Raw genomic sequence first — 18793 nt, forward strand, 5'->3', positions numbered from 1 at the left:
CTATAACGGGGTGTTATTCAATGCTGATAAACCTGCGGCAGATTGAGGTGTTTCGCGCCATCATGACTACCGGCTCGATCTCGGGTGCCGCGCGTCTGCTGTCGGTTTCGCAGCCGGCCGTCAGCCGCATGCTGAGCTATACCGAGGATCGGCTGAAGCTGAAGCTGTTCGAGCGCGGCCGCGGCAGGGTGCAGCCGACGCTGGAGGCGCGAAAGCTGTTCGAGGAAGTCGAGCAGCTTCACCAATCGGTCAACCGAATCAACCTGATCGCCGAGGAATTGCGGTCCGGCAGCTCGGGCACGGTCCGCATTGCCGCCAGTCCCAGCCCGGCGCAGGGCTATGTCCCGGCCGCCATTGCCTATTTTCGACAAAAGCACCCGCAACTACGCGTGGAGCTTGAGATCCTCTCGCTCATCGACCTGATCGACAAGGTCAGCGGCAACCGCGTGGACCTGGGCGTGTCGATCCTGTCGATCGACAACCCGACGTTGACGGTCGAAAAGCTGCACCAAGGTGAGTTGGCCGTCATCTTTCCCGCCGGGCACGAGCTGGAGGCGCTAAAGGCAGTCGGGCCTGAGGACCTCGTACCTTACGGGATCATCGGCTACGGACCCGATACGCCTTATGGCGCGATGGTGCGCCGGGCGCTCCGCTCCAGTGCCGACAAGGTGCGGTTCCACACCATCGTGCGTTTCACCGCCCAGGCTTGCGCTCTGGTCCATGCCGGGGCGGGGGTCGCGATCGTCGACAGATTCGCACTCAGCGGGAATGCCTGGCCGAATATCGTCGCACGTCGGTTGGTGCCGCGGGCGAGCTGCGATCTGCGCCTGATCTCGTCCGAACTACAGCCGATGTCGCATCCGACGCGGCTGTTCGTGCGCGCTCTGCGTGAGTATTCCCAACGCCAGACCGAGTTTGCGCTGCTGCCCGCGGCCAAGCCCGGACGCGGAAAGGCGAGCGCATCATAACATCGGGCTATGGATCAGAGACGAATCTTGATGCCTGTGCTGTCACACACCTTGCTAGGGTCCCTCTCGCCGGGGAGGCCCCGCGCCGCGCAGCAGCGCGAACCTCACACAAGTCTAGGAGCCTAGAGCCATGATCCTGCGACGTATTTCGTCCCTCGCCGCTACGCTTGCGCTGGGAACGGCGCTTGCGGTAGGCAGCGGCCCGGCGCTGGCCCAGTCGGCCGACCACCCCGACGACCAGAAGCTGATGGTGGCCTTCGACGTCGGCTTCGCCCCCTTCGCCTTCAAGGAAGCAAATGGCCAGATCACCGGCTTTTCCTATGATTTCGCCGAGGCCATCGCCAAGCAGCTGGGCCGCCCGGGGATCGAAGTCGCAGACGTGAACTTCTCGTCGATCTTCGCCGGCCTCTTCTCGAAGCGCTACGAGATGGTGGCAGCGCCCGCCAACATCACCGAGGCGCGCGCGAAGGAAATGCTGTTCGCCGAACCATACATGCCGACCGGCCTCGGAGTGCTGGTCAAGAAGGGCGGCAAGGTCGCGGGCCTCGAGGACCTGTCCGGCAAAATCGTCACCGTGAACAACGGATCGACGGCCGACAAATGGGCCGGCGAGCACGAAAAGGAATACGGCTTTACCGTTCAGCGGTTCAACAAGAACGCCGATGGCGTTCAGGCCGTGATGATGGGCCGCGCCTTCGCCAACATCGCCGACGAGCCGGTGTCGCATTATGTCACGACCCAGACCCCGATGGCCGAAGTGCCCTTCGTGATCGACACCGGTAACGATTTTGGCCTGACCTTCCGCAAGGACGACACCGAGTTCCGCAACCGTGTCGATGTCGCGATCGAGTGCCTCAAGAAGGACGGCACCCTGGCCGCGATCTACAAGAAGTGGTTCGGTACCGAGCCCGAGCAAGGCAAGTCCGTCACCACGATCTACCCCGGCTATGGCGCGCCCAATTTCGACGGCTATGACGCGACCGAGCACGAGCCGGAGTGCAAATGACCGAGACGCGGCCCGAAACCTCGCATGACGGCAACCCTGTTGTCGTCATCGAGAACCTGCACAAGAGTTATGGCGCGGTCGAGGTCCTGAAAGGCATCGACCTCAAGGTGAACGCGGGCGAGGCAGTGGTCATCGTCGGCTCGTCCGGTTCGGGCAAGAGCACCTGCCTGCGCTGCATCAACCGCCTTGAGGAGCCGACGTCGGGTCGCATTGCGGTCGGCGGTCACGAGGTGACGGGTAAGGGGGTGGACCTGAACGCTCTCCGGCGGCGGATCGGCATGGTGTTCCAGGGCATCGATCTCTACCCGCACCTGACCGCCAAGCAGAACGTGACGCTTGCCCTGCGCAAGGTCGCCGGTCTGTCGAGGGCCGAGGCGGACGCAAAGGCCCTCCACCACCTCGACGTGGTGGGACTGTCCGAGCGGGCGAACTATTACCCCTCGCAACTCTCGGGCGGGCAGCAGCAGCGGGTGGGCATCGCCCGCTCGCTGGCGCTCGAGCCGCAGGTGATGCTGTTCGACGAGCCGACCTCGGCCCTCGATCCCGAGCTGGTGGGCGAGGTTCTGAGTGTCATGGACAAGACCCGCAAGCTGGGGATGACGATGATCGTCGTCACACACGAGATGCAGTTCGCGCGCGAGGTTGCCGACCGGGTGGTGTTCATGGACCAGGGCGTCGTGCTGGACAGCGGCACGCCCGAGGAGATCTTGGTCACGCCCCGTCACCAGCGGATCCGCGATTTCGTCAGCCGGCTGCGGGCCTGAGTTTATGGAACAACTCGGCCAGTACTTCTTCAATTTCGGTCGTCTGGCGGGCTATTGGCCCGATATCTGGGCCGGCTTTTTCGTCACGCTGCAGATGTCCGTCCTGACGGTGCTGCTGGGGATACCGCTGGGCCTCGGCCTCGCCATCCTGCGGCTCTACCAGGTTCGGCCCGTTAGCCTGCTGATTGTCTTTTTCGTCGATTTCTTCCGCGCGATTCCGCAGCTGGTGCTGGTCGTGCTGTTCTTCTTTGCGCTGCCGGTGACGGGCCTTGTCCTCAGCCCGTTCCTTGCGACGGTGACGGCATTGGCGCTGATCCTGGCGGCCTTTGCCGAGGAAATCTTCTGGGGCGGGTTCCTGTCCGTGCCCAAGGGCCAGTGGGAGGCGGGCCGTTCGACCGGCCTCGGCTTCAACCAGACGCTGTTCAGCGTGATCCTGCCGCAGGTCGTGCGCATGACGATCCCGCCACTGACCAACCGCGCGATCGGCATCTCCAAGGGCACGACGCTCGGTTCGGTCATCGCGGTGCCCGAACTGCTGAACGTCACATCCTCCATCCAGTCCAACATCGCCAATCCCACGGCACTGACCATCGGGGCGGTTTTGTTCCTGCTGATCTTCCTGCCATTCGTCCGCTTCACCCGCTGGCTAGAGCGCGTGTTCAAGGGACCGGTGCACGCATGAACGAAATCATCCTCAACTTCTTCAACCTGGAAATCCTGCGCGAGGTCGCGCCCCTTCTGGTCCAGGGCTTCTGGATGACGCTGAAACTCAGCGTCGTTTCGATTCCCTTGGCCGCGGCGCTGGGCCTTGCATTGGCGATCACCCAGGGCGCGAGTGGCCGGATCGGGCGCACGCTGGTCATCGCCTATGTGGATGTGTTCCGCTCGATCCCCCCACTGGTCCTGCTGATTTTCATCTTCTACGCGCTGCCGTTCCTCGGTCTGCGGCTGACCGAGTTTCCGGCGGCGATCCTCGCGCTCGTCCTGAACGGGGCCAGCTACTTTGCGGAAATCTTTCGCGCCGGGCTCGAGTCCGTTCCCAAAGGCCAGCATGAGGCTGCACGATCAACCGGCCTCGGGTGGCGGCAGAGCATGCAATACGTCATCATCCCGCAGGGCACGCGCAACGTGATGCCGGACCTCGTCAGCAACACGCTGGAGCTGGCCAAGCAGACGTCCATCGCATCGGCTGTCGCGCTGCAAGAGTTGTTGCGCTCGGCCCAGCTGGCGCAGGGCATGACCTACAACGCGACGCCGCTGATTGCCGCGGCCGTAGTCTATTTCCTGCTCTTCTGGCCATTCGTCCGGCTGGTCTCACGCCTGCACCAGACATCGGGGTCGGGTGCCGGATGAGCGTCGGGCGAGGTCGTGCCACGATGCGACTTCGCGTCCGGACTATCAAATTTGATATGTGGGGGAGTGGGGTATTCGGCGCTCTCGGCGGACATCCGCGGCGCAGGCGCAAATCGCTGCAAAAAAGCGATCAGCCGGCGCGGGCGCAGTTGGCCTTTAACTCAATGCGTGTGTAGCATCAGTTAACTTAACGTAACGGAAGCGTCGTGGCAGGGGAGGGCACCATGTTTCAGGGATCCAGAAAGTGGCTTGCGAGCCTTGTTCTAGGGGCGACACTGGCCTTGCCGGCGGGGGCGCAGGCACCGGCGACACCGACGCCGGGCGGCACATTGAACATGATCGCGCAGCCCGAGCCACCGATGTTGATGGTCGGCCTCAACACCCAGGGGCCGACGCTTTACGTCGGCGGGCAGATCTACGAAAGCCTGCTGACCTACGGCACCGACCTGAAACCACTGCCCAGCCTCGCGAAAAGCTGGGAGGTCTCGGACGACGGGCTGACCTACACCTTCCATCTGCAGGAGGGGGTCAAGTGGCATGACGGCCAGCCCTTCAGCGCGGACGATGTCGTATTCACCGGCGAATCCTTCCTGACCGAGGCGCATCCGCGTTGGCGCCTGATCCATTCGACCTATGTCGAAAGCGTCACCGCGCCCGATCCGAACACGGTCGTCTTCAAGCTCAAGACGCCGTTCTCGGCCTTCATCAATGCGTTCGAGCTGAGTTCATTCCCGATCATCCCCAAGCACCTCTATGAGGGGACCGATTATCGCACTAACCCGGCGAACCAGACCCCCGTCGGGACCGGACCGTTCAAGCTGCAGGAATGGAAGCGCGGCTCGTATATCCACCTGGTGAAGAACCCTGAATACTGGAAGAAGGATCGCCCTTATCTGGACGAGCTTTACTTCCGCATTATTCCCGACGCCGCATCGCGTGCGGTCGCGTTCGAGCAGGGGACGGTCGACGTCCTTCGCGGCGGCGATGTCGAGGGTTTCGAGGTGCAGCGCCTCGCCGAACTGCCGGGCGTTCAGTCCACCACCGCGGGCTGGGAGTACTACTCGCCGCTGGCCTTCATGCCGATGGACCTGCGCAAGCCGCCGTTCGACAACAAGCTGGTGCGCCAGGCGGTGATGCACGCCATCGACCGCGACTTCATCGCCCAGTCGATCATGTTCGGCCAGGCGAAGGCCGCCACCGGCCCGATCGCCTCGACGACCAAGTACTACACCGCCGACACGCCGACCTATCCCTTTGACATCGAGAAGGCCATGGCGCTGATCAAGGAATCGGGCGTCGATCTGAAGGCCAACCCGATCGAGATCATGCCCTTGCCTTACGGCCCCCAGTGGGAGCGTCTGGTCGAATATGTCCGCCAGCAGCTGGATCAGGTCGGCTTCGCGACGACCATCAAGGCGGTGGACGCGGGCGGCTGGTCGCAGGCCATGTCCGACCTCGATTTCAACATGTCGGTCAACTTCACCTACCAGTATGGTGATCCGGCGCTGGGCGTTGCGCGGCACTATCTGTCGAACAACATCATCAAGGGCACGCCCTACGGCAACAACGGCGGCTATGTGAATCCAAAGGTGGACGAGTTGTTCGCCAAGGCCGCGCAGGCGACCGACGAGGCGACGGCCGCCGCGGCCTATACCGAGGTCCAAAAGATCCTGGTCGACGACGTGCCGGTGATCTGGCTGTTCGAGTTGCAGAACACCACGCTGATGCACGACAAGGTCCACGACCTGGTCCGCACGGGCATCGGCCTAAACGAGGTGATGGACGAAGCCTGGATCTCGAAATAACGGGACGGCGCCAGACCGATGGACACCGTCCGCTTCATCCTCGTGCGCCTCGCCAAGGCAGTCCTCGTGATCCTTGGCGTGGCGGTCATGAACTTTGTCCTCATCCATCTGGCGCCGGGTGATCCGGCGGCGGTCATGGCGGGCGAGGCTGGCGCTGGGGACGAAAAGTTCATCGCTCAGCTTCGGGCGCAGTTTGGCCTCGACCAGCCCCTGCCGGTGCAGCTCTGGACCTATATCTCCGGTATCCTGCGTGGCGATCTGGGATACTCCTATCGTAACCAGGTTCCGGTGGCAGAACTGATTGCCAGCCGGCTGCCGGCGACCCTGCTGCTGACCGGATGCGCCTTTGTCGTATCGCTGGTCATCGGTGTCGGCGCGGGCGTTCTGGCCGCGTGGCGGCGCGGCAAGCTGACCGATACTGCGATTATGACCGGCGCCCTGGTCTTTTACGCCACGCCTCTTTTCTGGGTCGGGCTGATGGCAGTGCTGCTGTTCTCGATCCGACTCGGCTGGCTGCCGGCCTTCGATATGGAGACGGTGGGCGCGGGCTTTACCGGCTGGGCGCGGGTCAAGGACATTGCCGCGCATCTGGTGCTGCCGGTGCTGACGTTGGGCCTCTTCTCGGCGGCGGTCTATGCGCGCCTGACCCGGGCCTCGATGCTGGAGGTCATGAGCCTCGATTTCGTTAAGACCGCGCGCGCCAAGGGCGTGCCGCAGGCGCGCATTATTCGCCGACATGTCCTGCGCAATGCCATGCTGCCGATCTTTACCTTTGCCTCGCTTCAGGCCGGGCAACTGGTCGGCGGCGCGGTACTCACCGAGACGGTGTTCGGCTGGCCAGGCATCGGCCGGCTGATGTTCGACGCGCTGCTGCAGCGGGACTACCCGGTGCTGCTGGGGGTGTTCCTGACAACGGCGGTGGTGGTGGTGGTCGTGAACCTGATCACCGACCTTCTGTACCGCGTCGTCGATCCCCGTATCGGCGCCACGGCCTGATCCGCAAGAAGGAGGCGCGCATGTCCTTTCTCGGCCGCTTTGCCGCCAACCGCGGCGCCTTGATCGGCGCGCTGATCCTGCTCGCGGTCATCGCCATCACGGTGCTGGCGCCGGTGATCTATCCGGGCAACCCGTGGCAGGGGGTCGCGCGCCCAATGCTGGGCCCGTTCGTCGATGCCGCTTATCCCCTGGGGACCGACATGCTGGGCCGCGACATCGCTGCCGGCATCGCCCATGGCGCGCGCGTCTCGCTGCTGGTCGGGCTGGTCTCGACCGCGGTTGCGGTGCTGATCGGGGTCACCCTGGGCGCGGTGTCGGGCTTTTACGGTGGCTGGGTGGACGACGGGTTGATGCGGTTTACCGAGTTCTTCCAGACCATTCCCGCCTTTGCCATGGCGGTCGTTCTGGTTGCGATCTTTTCGCCGACCTTGACCTCTATCACGCTCGCCATCGCCATCGTCTCCTGGCCGCCGGTGGCGCGGCTGGTACGGGCCGAGTTCATGAGCCTGCGCTCGCGCGAGTTCGTCGAGGCCGCGGTCACCATCGGCCAGACCGGCCCCCGCATCATCTGGAGCCAGATCCTGCCGAACGTGATGTCCCCCATCATCGTCACCGGCTCGCTGATGGTGGCGACCGCCATCCTGACCGAAAGCTCGCTGTCGTTCCTCGGCCTCGGCGATCGCAATGCGATGAGTTGGGGTTACCAGATCGGCGCCGCGCGCACGATGCTGCGGCAGGCCTGGTGGATGAGCGCTTTTCCCGGGATTGCAATTCTGCTGACCGTCCTCGCCATCAACCTCATCGGTGAGGGCATCAACGATGCCATGAACCCGCATCTGCGCGGACGGAGGTCTTGAGCATGACGCGCGATGTCCTTTTGTCGGTTCGCAACCTGACCATTCCCCTGCCCCCCGGCCTCGACCGGGTCAACGCCGTCGAGGATGTCAGCTACGATCTGAACAACGGCGAGATCCTTTGCATCGTCGGCGAAAGCGGCTCGGGCAAGTCGATGACCGCCAACGCCATCATGGGCCTGTTGCCGCCCCACCTGCGACCGACGCAGGGCCAGATCCTGTTGCAGGGCAAGGACCTGCTGACCATGCCCGAGCCGCAGTTGCGCGACCTGCGCGGCCGGGCGATGGGCATGATCTTTCAGGAGCCGCTGTCCGCACTGAACCCGCTGATGCGTGTCGGCGACCAGCTGTCCGAGGTGATGGAAGTCCACCATGTCGGCGATGCCGCCACGCGCGAGCGGCGCGTGCTGGAGCTGCTGGACCTCGTCGGCTTGCCCGATCCCGCGACCCTGCGCCACGTCTACCCGTTCCGCCTGTCGGGCGGTCAGCGGCAGCGCGTGATGATCGCCATGGCCCTCGCGCTCGAGCCGGTGATGCTGATCGCGGACGAGCCGACGACCGCGCTGGACGTGACGACCCAGGCCCAGATCCTGGAGCTGATCGCGCGCATCCAGCGCAGCAAGGGGATGGGCGTGATGTTCATCACCCATGATTTTGGCGTCGTGGCCGAGATCGCGGACCGCGTCGTCGTCATGCAGCATGGCCGCCTGGTCGAGCAGGGACCGGCGGCCGAGGTCCTGAATGCGCCCCGACATCCCTATACCCGGCGCCTGATCGCCGCCGTGCCCAGCCGCAGCGCGGGGGACACCCGGCAAAGCCATGCCGGCACCCCGCTTTTGCAGGTCAGCGGGCTGCGCAAGACCTATCGCACCGGCGGCGGGTTGTTCGGCAAGGCGCGCGTGGTCCATGCGGTGCGCGACGTCAGCTTCAACGTTGCCCGCGGCGAGACCTTGGGCATCGTGGGCGAAAGCGGGTCGGGCAAGTCCACCGTCGGCCGCTGCCTGTTGAAGCTGATCCCGGTGGACGGCGGCAGCATGCGCTTTCAGGGCGAGGACATCGTGCCCCTGTCACCGCAGGCGTTTCGGCCGCGCCGGCGACATTTGCAGATGATCTTTCAGGACCCGTTCGCCTCGCTGAACCCGCGCCAGACTATCGGTCGCATCCTGTCCGACGCGCAGGTGGCGAACGGCGTCGCCCGCAGCGATGCCGAAGCCAAGGCGCGCGAGTTACTGCGCCTCGTCGGGCTGGAGCCCTCGGCCTTCGATCGCTACCCGAGCGAGTTTTCCGGCGGGCAGCGCCAGCGGGTCGGCATCGCCCGCGCGCTGATGCTCGATCCGGAACTGATCGTCGCGGACGAGAGCGTCTCGGCCCTCGATGTGTCGGTGCAGGCGCAGGTGCTGGCCCTGCTGCGCGAGTTGCAGCAGCGGCTGAACCTGGCAATCATCTTCATCACGCATGACCTGCGGGTTGCGGCACAGGTCTGCGACCGCATCGCGGTGATGTACAAGGGCGAGATCGTCGAGGAGGGTCCGCCCTCGCAAGTGATCGACGCCCCCCGCCACCCCTATACACAAGGTCTGATCGCTGCCATTCCGGGGCGCGACTGGACGCCGCCCATGACGGGTGTCCCGCTGGAGGCCGAAGTTTGAAAGCATTCTACCATCCCAACCAAGCGCTCCACGATCCGCAGCAATTCATGCGACTTGGGGTGCTGGCCGCACCGACCGACCTGCCCGAGCGCACGACGCGCCTGCTGGACGCGCTGGCGCGGCACGACATCACGCCCGAGGCGCCCGAGGGCGACGGGCGGGCCGCGGCGGCGCGCGTTCATCCAGAGCATTACCTCGCCTTTCTTGAGACCGCCTACCGCCGCTGGCGCGAGTTGCCGGGCGCGGGGCCTGAGGTGCTGCCCAACGTCTCGCCCTATTGGAATGGCGCCCCCGATCGGGACGCGCGCCCGCCGTGCCCCTCGCCGCTGGTCGTGGCGCAGGCCTGCTGGTATCTGGGAGACGGCGCTGTGCCGATCGGGCCGAACACCCATGTCTCGGCCTTCCGCTCGGCGGCCTCGGCCGAGGCCGCGGCGGCCTATGTGGCCCAGACAGGGGGCGCGGCCTACGCGCTCTGCCGTCCTTCCGGCCACCACTGCCGGACCGACCGGGCCACCGGCTTTTGCTACGTGAACAACGCCGCCGTGGCTGTCTCGCGCCTGCGCGAGCGGTTCGGCCGCGTGGCGACGCTGGATGTGGACGCCCATCACGGCGACGGCACGCAGGAGATATTTTACCGCCGCAACGATGTGACGACCGTCTCTGTCCACGTCGATCCGGCGGCCTATTATCCTTACTTCATTGGCTATGCCCAGGAACGCGGCCATGGCGCGGGCGAGGGATCAAACCTGAACCTGCCAGTCCCCCCGGGCTCTGGCGATGCCGAATTCCTGGCGGCAACCGAGCGTGGCTTGGCCGAGATCGCGGCGTCGGGCGCCGAGGCACTGGTCCTGTCGCTTGGCTATGACGCGCATAAGGATGACCCGCTGGGCGCGCTGAAGGTGACGACGGAAGCCTTCCGCGAAATCGGCGCGATGGTCCGGCGCGCCGGCCTGCCGACGGTCATCGTGCAGGAAGGCGGCTATGCCATCGACGCGATTGGCGGCTGCCTCGATGCGTTCCTCGACGGTTTCGAGGGCGTGGCGTGAGCGAATGGACGGCCGACCGGGCCGAGGAACTTGCCGCCGAGGTCTGGGGCGTCCGCGGCAGGGCGCGGCCCTTGGCGTCCGAACGGGACGAGAATTTCCGCATCGACCCAGCCGATGGCGGCACGCCCCAGGTGCTGAAGATCACCCATCCCGACGAGGACCCAGCCATCGCCGCTTTCCAGAGCGAGGCCTTGGTCCATGCCCGCACGGTCGATCCGAGCCTGCCAGTGCCAAGCGTGTTGCCAACGCTTTCCGGCGCCGCTTGGCACCGGCTGGACGGCGCGCGTCCGCGCATTGCGCGCATGGTCGGCTGGCTGGATGGCTCGCCCCTGGCGGATGCGCCAGTGTCGGCATCCTTCCGCGACGCGCTGGGAGGGTTGATCGCCCGGCTTGACCTGGCGTTGGCCGGGTTTGCGGGCGAGGCGCCCCGGCACGACAATTTTGTCTGGGACCTGTCGCAAGCGGCCAACCTGCGCGCATTGCTGAAGCATGTTCCCGACGGCGAGGCACGCGCCATGGCTGCGCGGGCGCTGGACTTCTTCGTGGACGAGGTCGAGCCGCGCCTTGGCTCGCTGCGCCGGCAGGTGATCCACAACGACATGAATCCGCACAACGTGCTGATCGACCGCGCCACCCCCCAGCAACCGTCAGCGATCATCGACTTTGGCGACATGGTCGAGGGACCGCTGGTTAACGAGCTTGGCATCGCCCTGGCCTATCAGCCGGTCGGCGGCCCCGACCCGCTGGCCGCCATGGCCGACTTGCTGGGCGGCTATGCCCGCAGGCTGCCGCTGCTGCCGGCCGAGATTGAGGTCCTGCCGGGCCTGATCGCCGCCCGCCGGGCGACCACCGTGGTCGTCTCCTCCTGGCGCGCCGCCAGCGAGCCGCGGAACAGCGCCTACTTGCTGCGCAACATGCCAGGGGCGGTCGCGGGCTTGTCCGCCTTTGCCACCATTGGGCCGGGCGCGGTCGCAGCGCGCCTTGCCGCCGCCACAGGGGAAGATCGCCCATGAGCATGCCGAACGCGTTCGATCCGCACAAAGCCACCGCGCTTTCCGAGGGCGACCGCGCCCTGGTCGCCCGCCGCACCGCGGCGCTGGGCGCGGCCTATCGCCTGTTCTATGCCGAGCCGCTGCACCCGGTCCGGGGCGAGGGGGTCTGGCTGTGGGATGCCGAGGGGCGGCGCTATCTCGATGCCTACAACAATGTCGCCTGTGTCGGGCATTGCCACCCGCGCGTCGTGGCAGCGATGGCCGAGCAGGCGGCGGTCCTGAACACCCACACCCGCTACCTGCACCCGCTGGTGGTGGATTACGCAGAGCGTGTGCTGGCTACCGTCCCCGCGCCCCTGTCGAACGTGATGTTCACCTGCACGGGCAGCGAGGCGAACGACCTCGCCATTCGCATCGCCCGAACGGTGACCGGCGCGCAGGGCGTGATCGTGACCGATTACGCTTATCATGGCGTCACCGAGAGCCTGGCCGAGATGTCGCCCGCGCTCGGGCCTCATGTCGCACCGGGTCCGCGCGTGCGCACCGTTCCCGCCCCCGACCCGACTGCCGCCGATCCCGCAGGCCAGTTCGCCGAAGGGGTGCGCGCTGCGATTGCCAGCCTTGCCGAGGCGGGGCTGCAGCCGGCGGCGCTGCTGGTCGACACGATTTTCGCGAGCGACGGCATCCTGCCGGACCCGGCCGGCACGCTCGGCCCGGCCGCCGAGGCGATCCGCGCGGCAGGCGGCATCTTCATTGCCGACGAGGTGCAGGCGGGCTTTGGCCGCACCGGCGAAATGTGGGGCTTTTCGCGCCACGGGGTCGTCCCGGACATCGTCACGATGGGTAAACCCATGGGCAACGGCCACCCGGTCGCGGGACTGATCGCCCGCGCAGACCTGGTCGAGAGCTTCGGGCGGGACATCCGATATTTCAATACTTTCGGGGGCAATCCTGTGTCGGCAGCCGTCGGGCTGGCCGTGCTCGACGTGCTGCGCGACGAGGAGCTGCCGCGCAATAGCGCCGACACCGGGGGGGTATTGGCGGGCCGCCTGCGGGATTTGGCATCGCGCCGGTCCGAACTGGGCGAGGTGCGGGCCGCCGGGCTTTATCTAGGCGTCGACGTGCGGACCGCGGATGGCTCACCGGACGGCGCGCGCGCCTCGGCCCTCGTCAACGGCATGCGCCGTCGCGGTGTTCTTATCAGTGCCGCTGGTCCCGCCGGTAACGTGCTGAAAATCCGTCCGCCGCTGCCCTTTGGCACGGAACATGCCGACATCCTTGTCGCGGCCCTTGAAGAATCACTCACCCAAGACTGACCGGAGATATCCAGATGAACGGCGCCGAAAGCCTGGTCCACACGCTGTTGAAATCAGGCATCGACACCTGCTTTGCCAACCCCGGCACAAGCGAGATGCACTTCGTCGCCGCCCTCGACCGCATCCCTGGCATGCATTGCGTGCTGGGCCTGCACGAGACGGTCGTGACCGGCATGGCGGATGGCTATGCCCGCATCGCCGGCAAGCCCGCCTGCACCCTGCTGCATTGCGGCCCGGGCCTTGCGAACGGCATTGCCAACCTGCACAACGCCCGGCGTGGCCGCAGCGGCATCGTCAATATCGTCGGCGACCAAGCGACCTATCACCGCCCGCTCGACGCGCCGCTGACCGCCGATACCGAGGCCCTGGCCCGCGTCGTCTCGGCCTGGGTCCGCACCACGCAGACGCCGCAGGAAGTCGGGCGCGATACGGCCGAGGCAGTGCGCGCGGCGCGCACCCATCCGGGGCAGGTGGCAACGTTGATCCTGCCGGCCGACGCGTCCTGGGGCGATGGCGGCGAGGTTGCGGAGCCGCTGCCTGCGGCGGCGGCGCCGCCGGTCGACCCGGCCGCCGTCGATGGGGCCGCGCGTCTGCTCCGCGGTAAGGGCGAGGGCCGCACCCTGCTGCTGCTGGCGGCGGACGCCTTGCTGGGCGATGGGCCCTCGCTTGCTTACGGCATCGCCGCCGCCACCGGCGCGGATGTGATGGCCCAGTTCCTGACGGGAAATCTGCAGCGCGGGCAGGGGCGTTGGCCGCTGGCGCGCGTGCCCTATACCGTCGAGGCCGCGCTCGAGGCCTTGGCGCCATATGATCGGATCATCCAAGTCGGCGCGACCCCGCCGGTCAGCTTCTTCGGCTACCCCGGCAAGCCCTCGCAGATGTTCCCGCCGCAGGCGGTGCTGCATGTCCTCAGCCGCCCCGACCAAGACGGCATCGCGGCGCTACGTGCGCTCGCGGACGAGGTTGGCGCGACCGCCCTGCCGCCGCCGCAGTCGAACGCGGACAGCGCGCCCCTGCCGACAGGCGCGCCCCATGCGGAAGGGCTCGCGCGGGTTCTGGCAGCGTTGGTGCCAGAGGGTGGGATCATCTGCGAGGAGTCCGTGAGCTTCGGCGGAGGGACCGGCCCGGCCTACGATGCGGCGGCGCCGCACACCTGGATCTCGCTGACCGGCGGCGCCATCGGTGACGGCTTTCCGCTTGCCACAGGCGCCGCCATCGGCGCGGGCGGGCAGCGCCGCGTGATCTCGCTCCAGGCGGACGGCTCGGGCCTGTACTCGCTGCAGGCGCTCTGGACCCAGGCGCGCGAGCGGCTGCCTTGCACGACCATCGTCCTCGCCAATCGGCGCTACCAGATTTTGCTCGGCGAATATGCCGGCGTTGGTGCGAACCCGGGTCCGACCGCGATGGACATGCTGGACCTCGGCAACCCGGTCATAGACTGGATCGCGCTCGCCCGCGGCTTCGGGGTCGAGGCCGCGCGCACCGACACGTTGGAGGGCCTGGCCGACCTGCTGCGCGCCAGCCTGCTGCGGGACGGGCCGTTCCTGATCGAACTGGTGATCTAAACCGCAGCAAGTCGAGGCGATCCGCTACTTGCTGCGACGCGGCGCCCGGCCCCAAGCGGCCGGGTGCCCGCATGAGACGTTTTGGATCATTGCGTCCCGCCGCACTCCAAGGCAGAACCCGCGGGTTGCGCTGTGGCCGGCAGTCGCGACGCGCGCGGCCAGTCCCGCCTGGACGCCCCCTAATTCACGGCACCCAACCGCTGAGGAAACTTGCGCATGATGCAGATCGACGAGAACCTTGTCCCCATCCTCGAGACCGTCAAACGCCGAAACCGCGGCGAGCCCGAGTTCCTGCAGGCGGTCATGGAGGTCATGGAGAGCTTGGGTCATGTCGTCGCCAAGCATCCCGAGTTCCTCGACGATGGCCTGATCGAGACCCTGTGCGAGCCCGAGCGGCAGATCATCTTTCGCGTGCCGTGGGTCGACGACCAGAACGTGGTCCAGATCAATCGCGGCTTTCGCGTGCAGTTCAACTCGGCTCTCGGGCCCTACAAGGGCGGCTTGCGGTTCCACCCTTCGGTGAACGTCGGCATCATCAAGTTCCTCGGCTTCGAGCAGACCTTCAAGAACGCGCTGACCACGATGCCCATCGGCGGCGGTAAGGGCGGCTCTGACTTTGATCCCAAGGGCAAGTCGACGGGCGAGGTCATGCGCTTTTGCCAGTCGTTCATGACCGAGCTGTCGCGCCACTTGGGCGAATACACCGACGTGCCTGCGGGCGATATCGGCGTGGGCGGCCGCGAGATCGGCTATATGTTCGGCCAATACAAGCGCCTGACCAACCGCTACGAGGCCGGCGTTCTGACCGGCAAGGGCCTGTCCTACGGCGGCTCGCGTGCGCGTCCCGAGGCGACCGGCTACGGGACGGTGTTCTTCGTCCGCTCGATGCTCGAGGCGCGAAAGGACGGGCTGGAGGGCAAGACCGCGATCGTGTCCGGTTCGGGCAACGTCGCGACCTTCGCCATTCAGAAGCTGCAGGCCTACGGCACCAAGGTCATCGCCTGCTCGGATTCGGGCGGCTACGTGGTCGACGAGAACGGCGTCGACCTCGACCTGCTGCGCGAGATCAAGGAAAAGCGGCGCGGCCGGGTGTCAGACTATCACGCGGCCAAGGGCGCCGGCACGACCTTCATCGCGGCCGGCGACGGCTCGATCTGGGACGTGCCCTGCGATATCGCGCTGCCCTGCGCGACGCAGAACGAGCTGGACGAGACTCATGCCGCCACGCTGATCGCCAATGGCGTCAAGCTGGTCGCCGAGGGCGCCAACATGCCCAGCACGCCGGGCGCGATCGCGGCTTTCAAGGCGGCGGGCGTCGCCTTTGCGCCGGGCAAGGCCGCCAACGCCGGCGGCGTTGCGACCTCGGCTCTGGAGATGCAGCAGAACGCTTCGCGCGACAGCTGGACCTTTGAGCAGACCGTGAGCCGGCTGGATTTTATCATGACCGAGATCCACGATCTGTGTGATGAAACCGCCCGGGAGTACGGCGTTCCGGGGGACTACGTCCTGGGCGCGAACATCGCCGGTTTCGTGCGCGTGGCCGAAGCCATGCGTGCGCTCGGCGTGATCTGAAGCGACTCGGGTGCCCGGCGTTGCGCCGAGCACCCGGTTGCTTGTGTTCTCGATCGGGCCACGGGTGCCCTGTGGGGCTTGCGGCCGGTTGCGACCGCAGTTGTGATGGCTCCCATCGCAAGTGCTGGGGAAGCCATGGCAAACGAAACTCAGGAACGGCAGACGGCGGTCGCGTTGCTGGAACTCTGGGGCACGGGCCAGCAGCGCCCGGGCCTTCCCGTTTCCGACATGGCATCAGCTTACCGGATTGCCGGATACATCAGATCTCTGCGCGAGGCGCGCGGGGATCGGGTGGTGGGCCGCAAGATCGGATTCTCGAACACCTCCATCTGGCCGCTCTATGCCGTGGACCGGCCGATCTGGAATTACGTCTGGGAGACGACCGTCCGGCCCGCCTCGGAGGGCCGTGCGACCCTTTCGCTGGACCCATTTTCTGAGCCACGGATCGAACCCGAAATCGTCTTCCAATTGGCCCGGACCCCAGAGCCCGGAATGAACGAGGCGGCGCTGCTCGGCTGTATCGACCGCGTGGCGCTTGGTTTCGAGATCGTCCAGTCCGTCTTTCCCGGTTGGAAGTTCTCGGCGCCCGCGGCAACGGCCGCCTTCGGGCTGCACGGCGCCCTCGTCCTGGGGCCTTGGTCCGAAATCGGGGACAATGGCCCCGGGTGGGCTGACCGACTGCATGACTTCAGCGTAACCCTGTTCAAGAACGGGGCGGCGGTGGAAACGGGCCATGCTCGCAACGTCCTCGGCGGCCCGCTCACGGCACTGCGCTTTCTGGTCGAGGCGGTTGGCCAGGAGGGGGCCGGCCCGCAGTTGCAGGCGGGAGAGATCGTGACGACCGGGACCCTGACCGACGCCCATGTCATCTCGCAGGGCGAGACGTGGAGCGCGGATCTTGAAGGTCTCGACCTTGGCGGCTTGCAAGTGGCGTTCAGTTAGGTTTGCGACTGCGCTGGGCGAGGATTTCTGGTCCAGCCGGGGCCTGCGATCAGTCTGGCCCTTCCCAACATGATTTCCGGCTATTTCGCTCGCTAGCGGGGTCGCTTGACAGCGGATACATCGTGTATACCGTATGGCACAAATCAGAAGCTCGCGCAGCGGGCGCCGAGGGTCATCCTAAATTGGGCCACCGGCCAGAACCAGGAGACCGGATCCCTCATGACTCTGATGACCGCCGAAGCCAGTGGCGTCTATGTGATCGGCGCCACGCCGTTCAGCGATGATGGCGCGATCGACTGGAACAGCCTCGACGCGCTGACCGACTTCTACCTTGAACGGGGCGCCACCGGGCTGACCGTGCTGGGCATCATGGGCGAGGCGCCGAAGCTGACCCAAGCCGAGAGTGCCGATATCGTGCGCCGCATTCTCGGGCGGGTGGACGGGCGCGTACCGGTGGTGGTCGGTGTCTCGTCGCCCGGGTTCGCGGCGATGGGCGAGTTGACAGCGGCCGTGATGGACGCAGGCGCCGGCGGCGTGATGATCGCGCCGCCCCCCACGACGCGCACCGATGACCAGATCTTCGCCTACTACCGCGGCGCCGCCGAGGCGACTGGCGCGGCACCGATCGTCATCCAGGACTTCCCCCTCGCGACTTCGGTCCAGATGAGCGCCGGCGTCATCGCCCGGATCGTCGAGGCGGTTCCGCAGGTCGTGTCGCTGAAGCACGAGGACTGGCCCGGGCTAGAAAAGATCAGCACCCTGCGCGCGCCCGGCGGGCTGCCGCGCCGCATTTCCATCCTGTGCGGTAACGGCGGCTGCTTCCTGCCCGAGGAGATGGAGCGTGGCGCGGACGGCGCCATGACCGGCTTTGCCTACCCCGAGATGATGCGCGACGTGATCGCCGCAGTCGGCGCCGGCAATATGGATCGCGCCCTCGATCTGTTCGAGGCCTATTTGCCCTTGGTGCGGATGGAGATGCAGCCCGGCCTGGGCCTCGCCGTGCGCAAGCATATCCTGTGGAAGCGCGGGATCCTCGGCACGCCGGCGCTGCGCAAGCCGGGCACAAAGCTGGGCGCGGTAGCCGCGGCCGAGATTGACCGACTGATGACGCGGCTCGACCGCAAGCTGAAGGATTTGTGCTGATGGATCTGGGAATTACCGGGCGCCGCGCGCTTGTGCTGGGCGGCATGAAGGGGCTGGGCGGCGCCGTCGCCGAGGCGCTGCGCGCCGAGGGGGCGGAGGTGATCGCCGCATCGCGCGGCGCCGAAGGGCCGCATCGCGTGGACCTGGCGGACCGCGCCTCCGTCGACGCGCTCGCTGACACGCTGCTTGCCGATGGCGGGATGGATATTCTCGTCTGCAACACCGGCGGTCCCGCCCCCGGCGCTGCGGCGAGCGTCGCGTCCGAGGAATGGAGCCGCGCCTTTGAAGCGATGGCGGCGAGTCTCTTCCACCTGACCTCGCGCCTGTTGCCGCCGATGCGCGAGCGCGGCTGGGGCCGAATTGTGACCATTGTCAGTTCCGGCGTTGAGCAGCCGATCCCGAACCTTGCCGTCTCGAACGGCGTTCGCGCCGCGGTGGTCGGCTGGTCCAAGACGCTGGCCAGCGAAGTCGCCGCCGACGGGGTGACGGTGAACTGCGTCCTGCCGGGCCGCATCCATACCGAGCGTGTGGACCAGCTGGACGCTGCGGCGTCCAAACGCACCGGCAAGGAACTGGAGGATGTCCGCGCAGCCTCGCGCGCAACGATCCCCGCCGGCCGCTACGGCCGTCCCGAGGAGTTTGCGGCGGTGGTCGCGTTCCTCTGCTCGGACCCGGCCAGTTACGTGACCGGCAGCCGCGTGCGCTGCGACGGCGGAATGATCCGCAGCATCTAGGCTTGGGCGCCGTACTGGAAGACATTTTGAAGGCGGCGGGGTGATCCCGCCGCCTTTGACTGTCGCGGCGCAGAGGTGATGGTCCACC

Annotated in this window: 17 protein-coding genes; all 17 read left to right on the forward strand. The window is 66.6% G+C overall.

Annotated elements, in window-relative coordinates:
• Positions 1-20 precede the first annotated feature (20 nt).
• Positions 21-968: a LysR family transcriptional regulator gene (locus tag DRW48_RS11200; RefSeq protein ID WP_114076503.1), complete on the forward strand. Its 948-nt coding sequence runs from the start codon at positions 21-23 to the stop codon at positions 966-968.
• A gap of 130 nt (positions 969-1098) precedes the next feature.
• Complete coding sequence (locus DRW48_RS11205) at positions 1099-1974, forward strand: substrate-binding periplasmic protein (RefSeq protein ID WP_114076504.1); 876 nt, start codon at positions 1099-1101, stop codon at positions 1972-1974.
• A complete protein-coding gene (locus DRW48_RS11210) occupies positions 1971-2738 on the forward strand; it encodes an amino acid ABC transporter ATP-binding protein (protein ID WP_114076505.1) in 768 nt (255 codons plus the stop codon). Before DRW48_RS11205 ends, DRW48_RS11210 begins: the two co-directional genes overlap by 4 nt.
• Positions 2739-2742: 4 nt before the next feature.
• Positions 2743-3420, forward strand: coding sequence for an amino acid ABC transporter permease (locus DRW48_RS11215; RefSeq protein WP_114076506.1), 678 nt, complete (start codon positions 2743-2745; stop codon positions 3418-3420).
• Positions 3417-4091, forward strand: a complete 675-nt coding sequence (locus tag DRW48_RS11220; protein ID WP_114076507.1) for an amino acid ABC transporter permease — start codon at positions 3417-3419, stop codon at positions 4089-4091. Before DRW48_RS11215 ends, DRW48_RS11220 begins: the two co-directional genes overlap by 4 nt.
• Before the next feature lie 224 nt (positions 4092-4315).
• The gene (locus tag DRW48_RS11225) at positions 4316-5896 is read left to right on the forward strand and encodes an ABC transporter substrate-binding protein (RefSeq protein ID WP_114077520.1); all 1581 of its coding nucleotides are present in this window, start codon (positions 4316-4318) and stop codon (positions 5894-5896) included.
• 18 nt (positions 5897-5914) lie between these two features.
• The gene (locus tag DRW48_RS11230; RefSeq protein WP_114076508.1) at positions 5915-6892 is read left to right on the forward strand and encodes an ABC transporter permease; all 978 of its coding nucleotides are present in this window, start codon (positions 5915-5917) and stop codon (positions 6890-6892) included.
• 20 nt (positions 6893-6912) lie between these two features.
• Complete coding sequence (locus DRW48_RS11235; RefSeq protein ID WP_114076509.1) at positions 6913-7749, forward strand: ABC transporter permease; 837 nt, start codon at positions 6913-6915, stop codon at positions 7747-7749.
• A gap of 2 nt (positions 7750-7751) precedes the next feature.
• Entirely contained in the window at positions 7752-9395 is a 1644-nt protein-coding gene (locus tag DRW48_RS11240; protein WP_114076510.1) for an ABC transporter ATP-binding protein, read from the forward strand.
• Positions 9392-10441, forward strand: coding sequence for a histone deacetylase family protein (locus DRW48_RS11245; protein WP_114076511.1), 1050 nt, complete (start codon positions 9392-9394; stop codon positions 10439-10441). Before DRW48_RS11240 ends, DRW48_RS11245 begins: the two co-directional genes overlap by 4 nt.
• Positions 10438-11454 carry a phosphotransferase gene (locus DRW48_RS11250; RefSeq protein WP_162784741.1) on the forward strand — a complete coding sequence of 339 codons (1017 nt, stop codon included), beginning with the start codon at positions 10438-10440 and terminating at the stop codon, positions 11452-11454. Before DRW48_RS11245 ends, DRW48_RS11250 begins: the two co-directional genes overlap by 4 nt.
• A complete protein-coding gene (locus tag DRW48_RS11255) occupies positions 11451-12749 on the forward strand; it encodes an aspartate aminotransferase family protein (RefSeq protein WP_114076513.1) in 1299 nt (432 codons plus the stop codon). The genes DRW48_RS11250 and DRW48_RS11255 overlap by 4 nt, the downstream gene beginning before the upstream one ends.
• 14 nt (positions 12750-12763) lie before the next feature.
• Positions 12764-14314: an acetolactate synthase large subunit gene (locus tag DRW48_RS11260; RefSeq protein WP_114076514.1), complete on the forward strand. Its 1551-nt coding sequence runs from the start codon at positions 12764-12766 to the stop codon at positions 14312-14314.
• Between the two features lie 216 nt (positions 14315-14530).
• On the forward strand, positions 14531-15886 hold the full coding sequence (gdhA, locus tag DRW48_RS11265; protein ID WP_114076515.1) for an NADP-specific glutamate dehydrogenase: 1356 nt from the start codon (positions 14531-14533) through the stop codon (positions 15884-15886).
• 135 nt (positions 15887-16021) lie between these two features.
• Complete coding sequence (locus tag DRW48_RS11270) at positions 16022-16828, forward strand: 2-keto-4-pentenoate hydratase (protein WP_162784742.1); 807 nt, start codon at positions 16022-16024, stop codon at positions 16826-16828.
• 219 nt (positions 16829-17047) lie between these two features.
• A complete protein-coding gene (locus DRW48_RS11275) occupies positions 17048-17971 on the forward strand; it encodes a dihydrodipicolinate synthase family protein (RefSeq protein WP_114076517.1) in 924 nt (307 codons plus the stop codon).
• On the forward strand, positions 17971-18705 hold the full coding sequence (locus DRW48_RS11280) for an SDR family oxidoreductase (protein ID WP_114076518.1): 735 nt from the start codon (positions 17971-17973) through the stop codon (positions 18703-18705). Before DRW48_RS11275 ends, DRW48_RS11280 begins: the two co-directional genes overlap by 1 nt.
• Positions 18706-18793 lie beyond the last annotated feature (88 nt).

It is taken from the genome of Paracoccus suum (genome assembly GCF_003324675.1).
In the GTDB taxonomy this organism is placed as follows: Bacteria; Pseudomonadota; Alphaproteobacteria; order Rhodobacterales; family Rhodobacteraceae; genus Paracoccus; species Paracoccus suum.

Coding starts and splice junctions, on each gene's coding strand:
- DRW48_RS11270 (WP_162784742.1), top strand. CDS start 16,022: ATGGCAAACGAAACTCAGGAACGGCAGACGGCGGTCGCGTTGCTGGAA.
- gdhA (WP_114076515.1), top strand. CDS start 14,531: ATGATGCAGATCGACGAGAACCTTGTCCCCATCCTCGAGACCGTCAAA.
- DRW48_RS11240 (WP_114076510.1), top strand. CDS start 7,752: ATGACGCGCGATGTCCTTTTGTCGGTTCGCAACCTGACCATTCCCCTG.
- DRW48_RS11230 (WP_114076508.1), top strand. CDS start 5,915: ATGGACACCGTCCGCTTCATCCTCGTGCGCCTCGCCAAGGCAGTCCTC.
- DRW48_RS11235 (WP_114076509.1), top strand. CDS start 6,913: ATGTCCTTTCTCGGCCGCTTTGCCGCCAACCGCGGCGCCTTGATCGGC.
- DRW48_RS11210 (WP_114076505.1), top strand. CDS start 1,971: ATGACCGAGACGCGGCCCGAAACCTCGCATGACGGCAACCCTGTTGTC.
- DRW48_RS11225 (WP_114077520.1), top strand. CDS start 4,316: ATGTTTCAGGGATCCAGAAAGTGGCTTGCGAGCCTTGTTCTAGGGGCG.
- DRW48_RS11280 (WP_114076518.1), top strand. CDS start 17,971: ATGGATCTGGGAATTACCGGGCGCCGCGCGCTTGTGCTGGGCGGCATG.
- DRW48_RS11215 (WP_114076506.1), top strand. CDS start 2,743: ATGGAACAACTCGGCCAGTACTTCTTCAATTTCGGTCGTCTGGCGGGC.
- DRW48_RS11220 (WP_114076507.1), top strand. CDS start 3,417: ATGAACGAAATCATCCTCAACTTCTTCAACCTGGAAATCCTGCGCGAG.
- DRW48_RS11275 (WP_114076517.1), top strand. CDS start 17,048: ATGACTCTGATGACCGCCGAAGCCAGTGGCGTCTATGTGATCGGCGCC.
- DRW48_RS11200 (WP_114076503.1), top strand. CDS start 21: ATGCTGATAAACCTGCGGCAGATTGAGGTGTTTCGCGCCATCATGACT.
- DRW48_RS11255 (WP_114076513.1), top strand. CDS start 11,451: ATGAGCATGCCGAACGCGTTCGATCCGCACAAAGCCACCGCGCTTTCC.
- DRW48_RS11205 (WP_114076504.1), top strand. CDS start 1,099: ATGATCCTGCGACGTATTTCGTCCCTCGCCGCTACGCTTGCGCTGGGA.
- DRW48_RS11260 (WP_114076514.1), top strand. CDS start 12,764: ATGAACGGCGCCGAAAGCCTGGTCCACACGCTGTTGAAATCAGGCATC.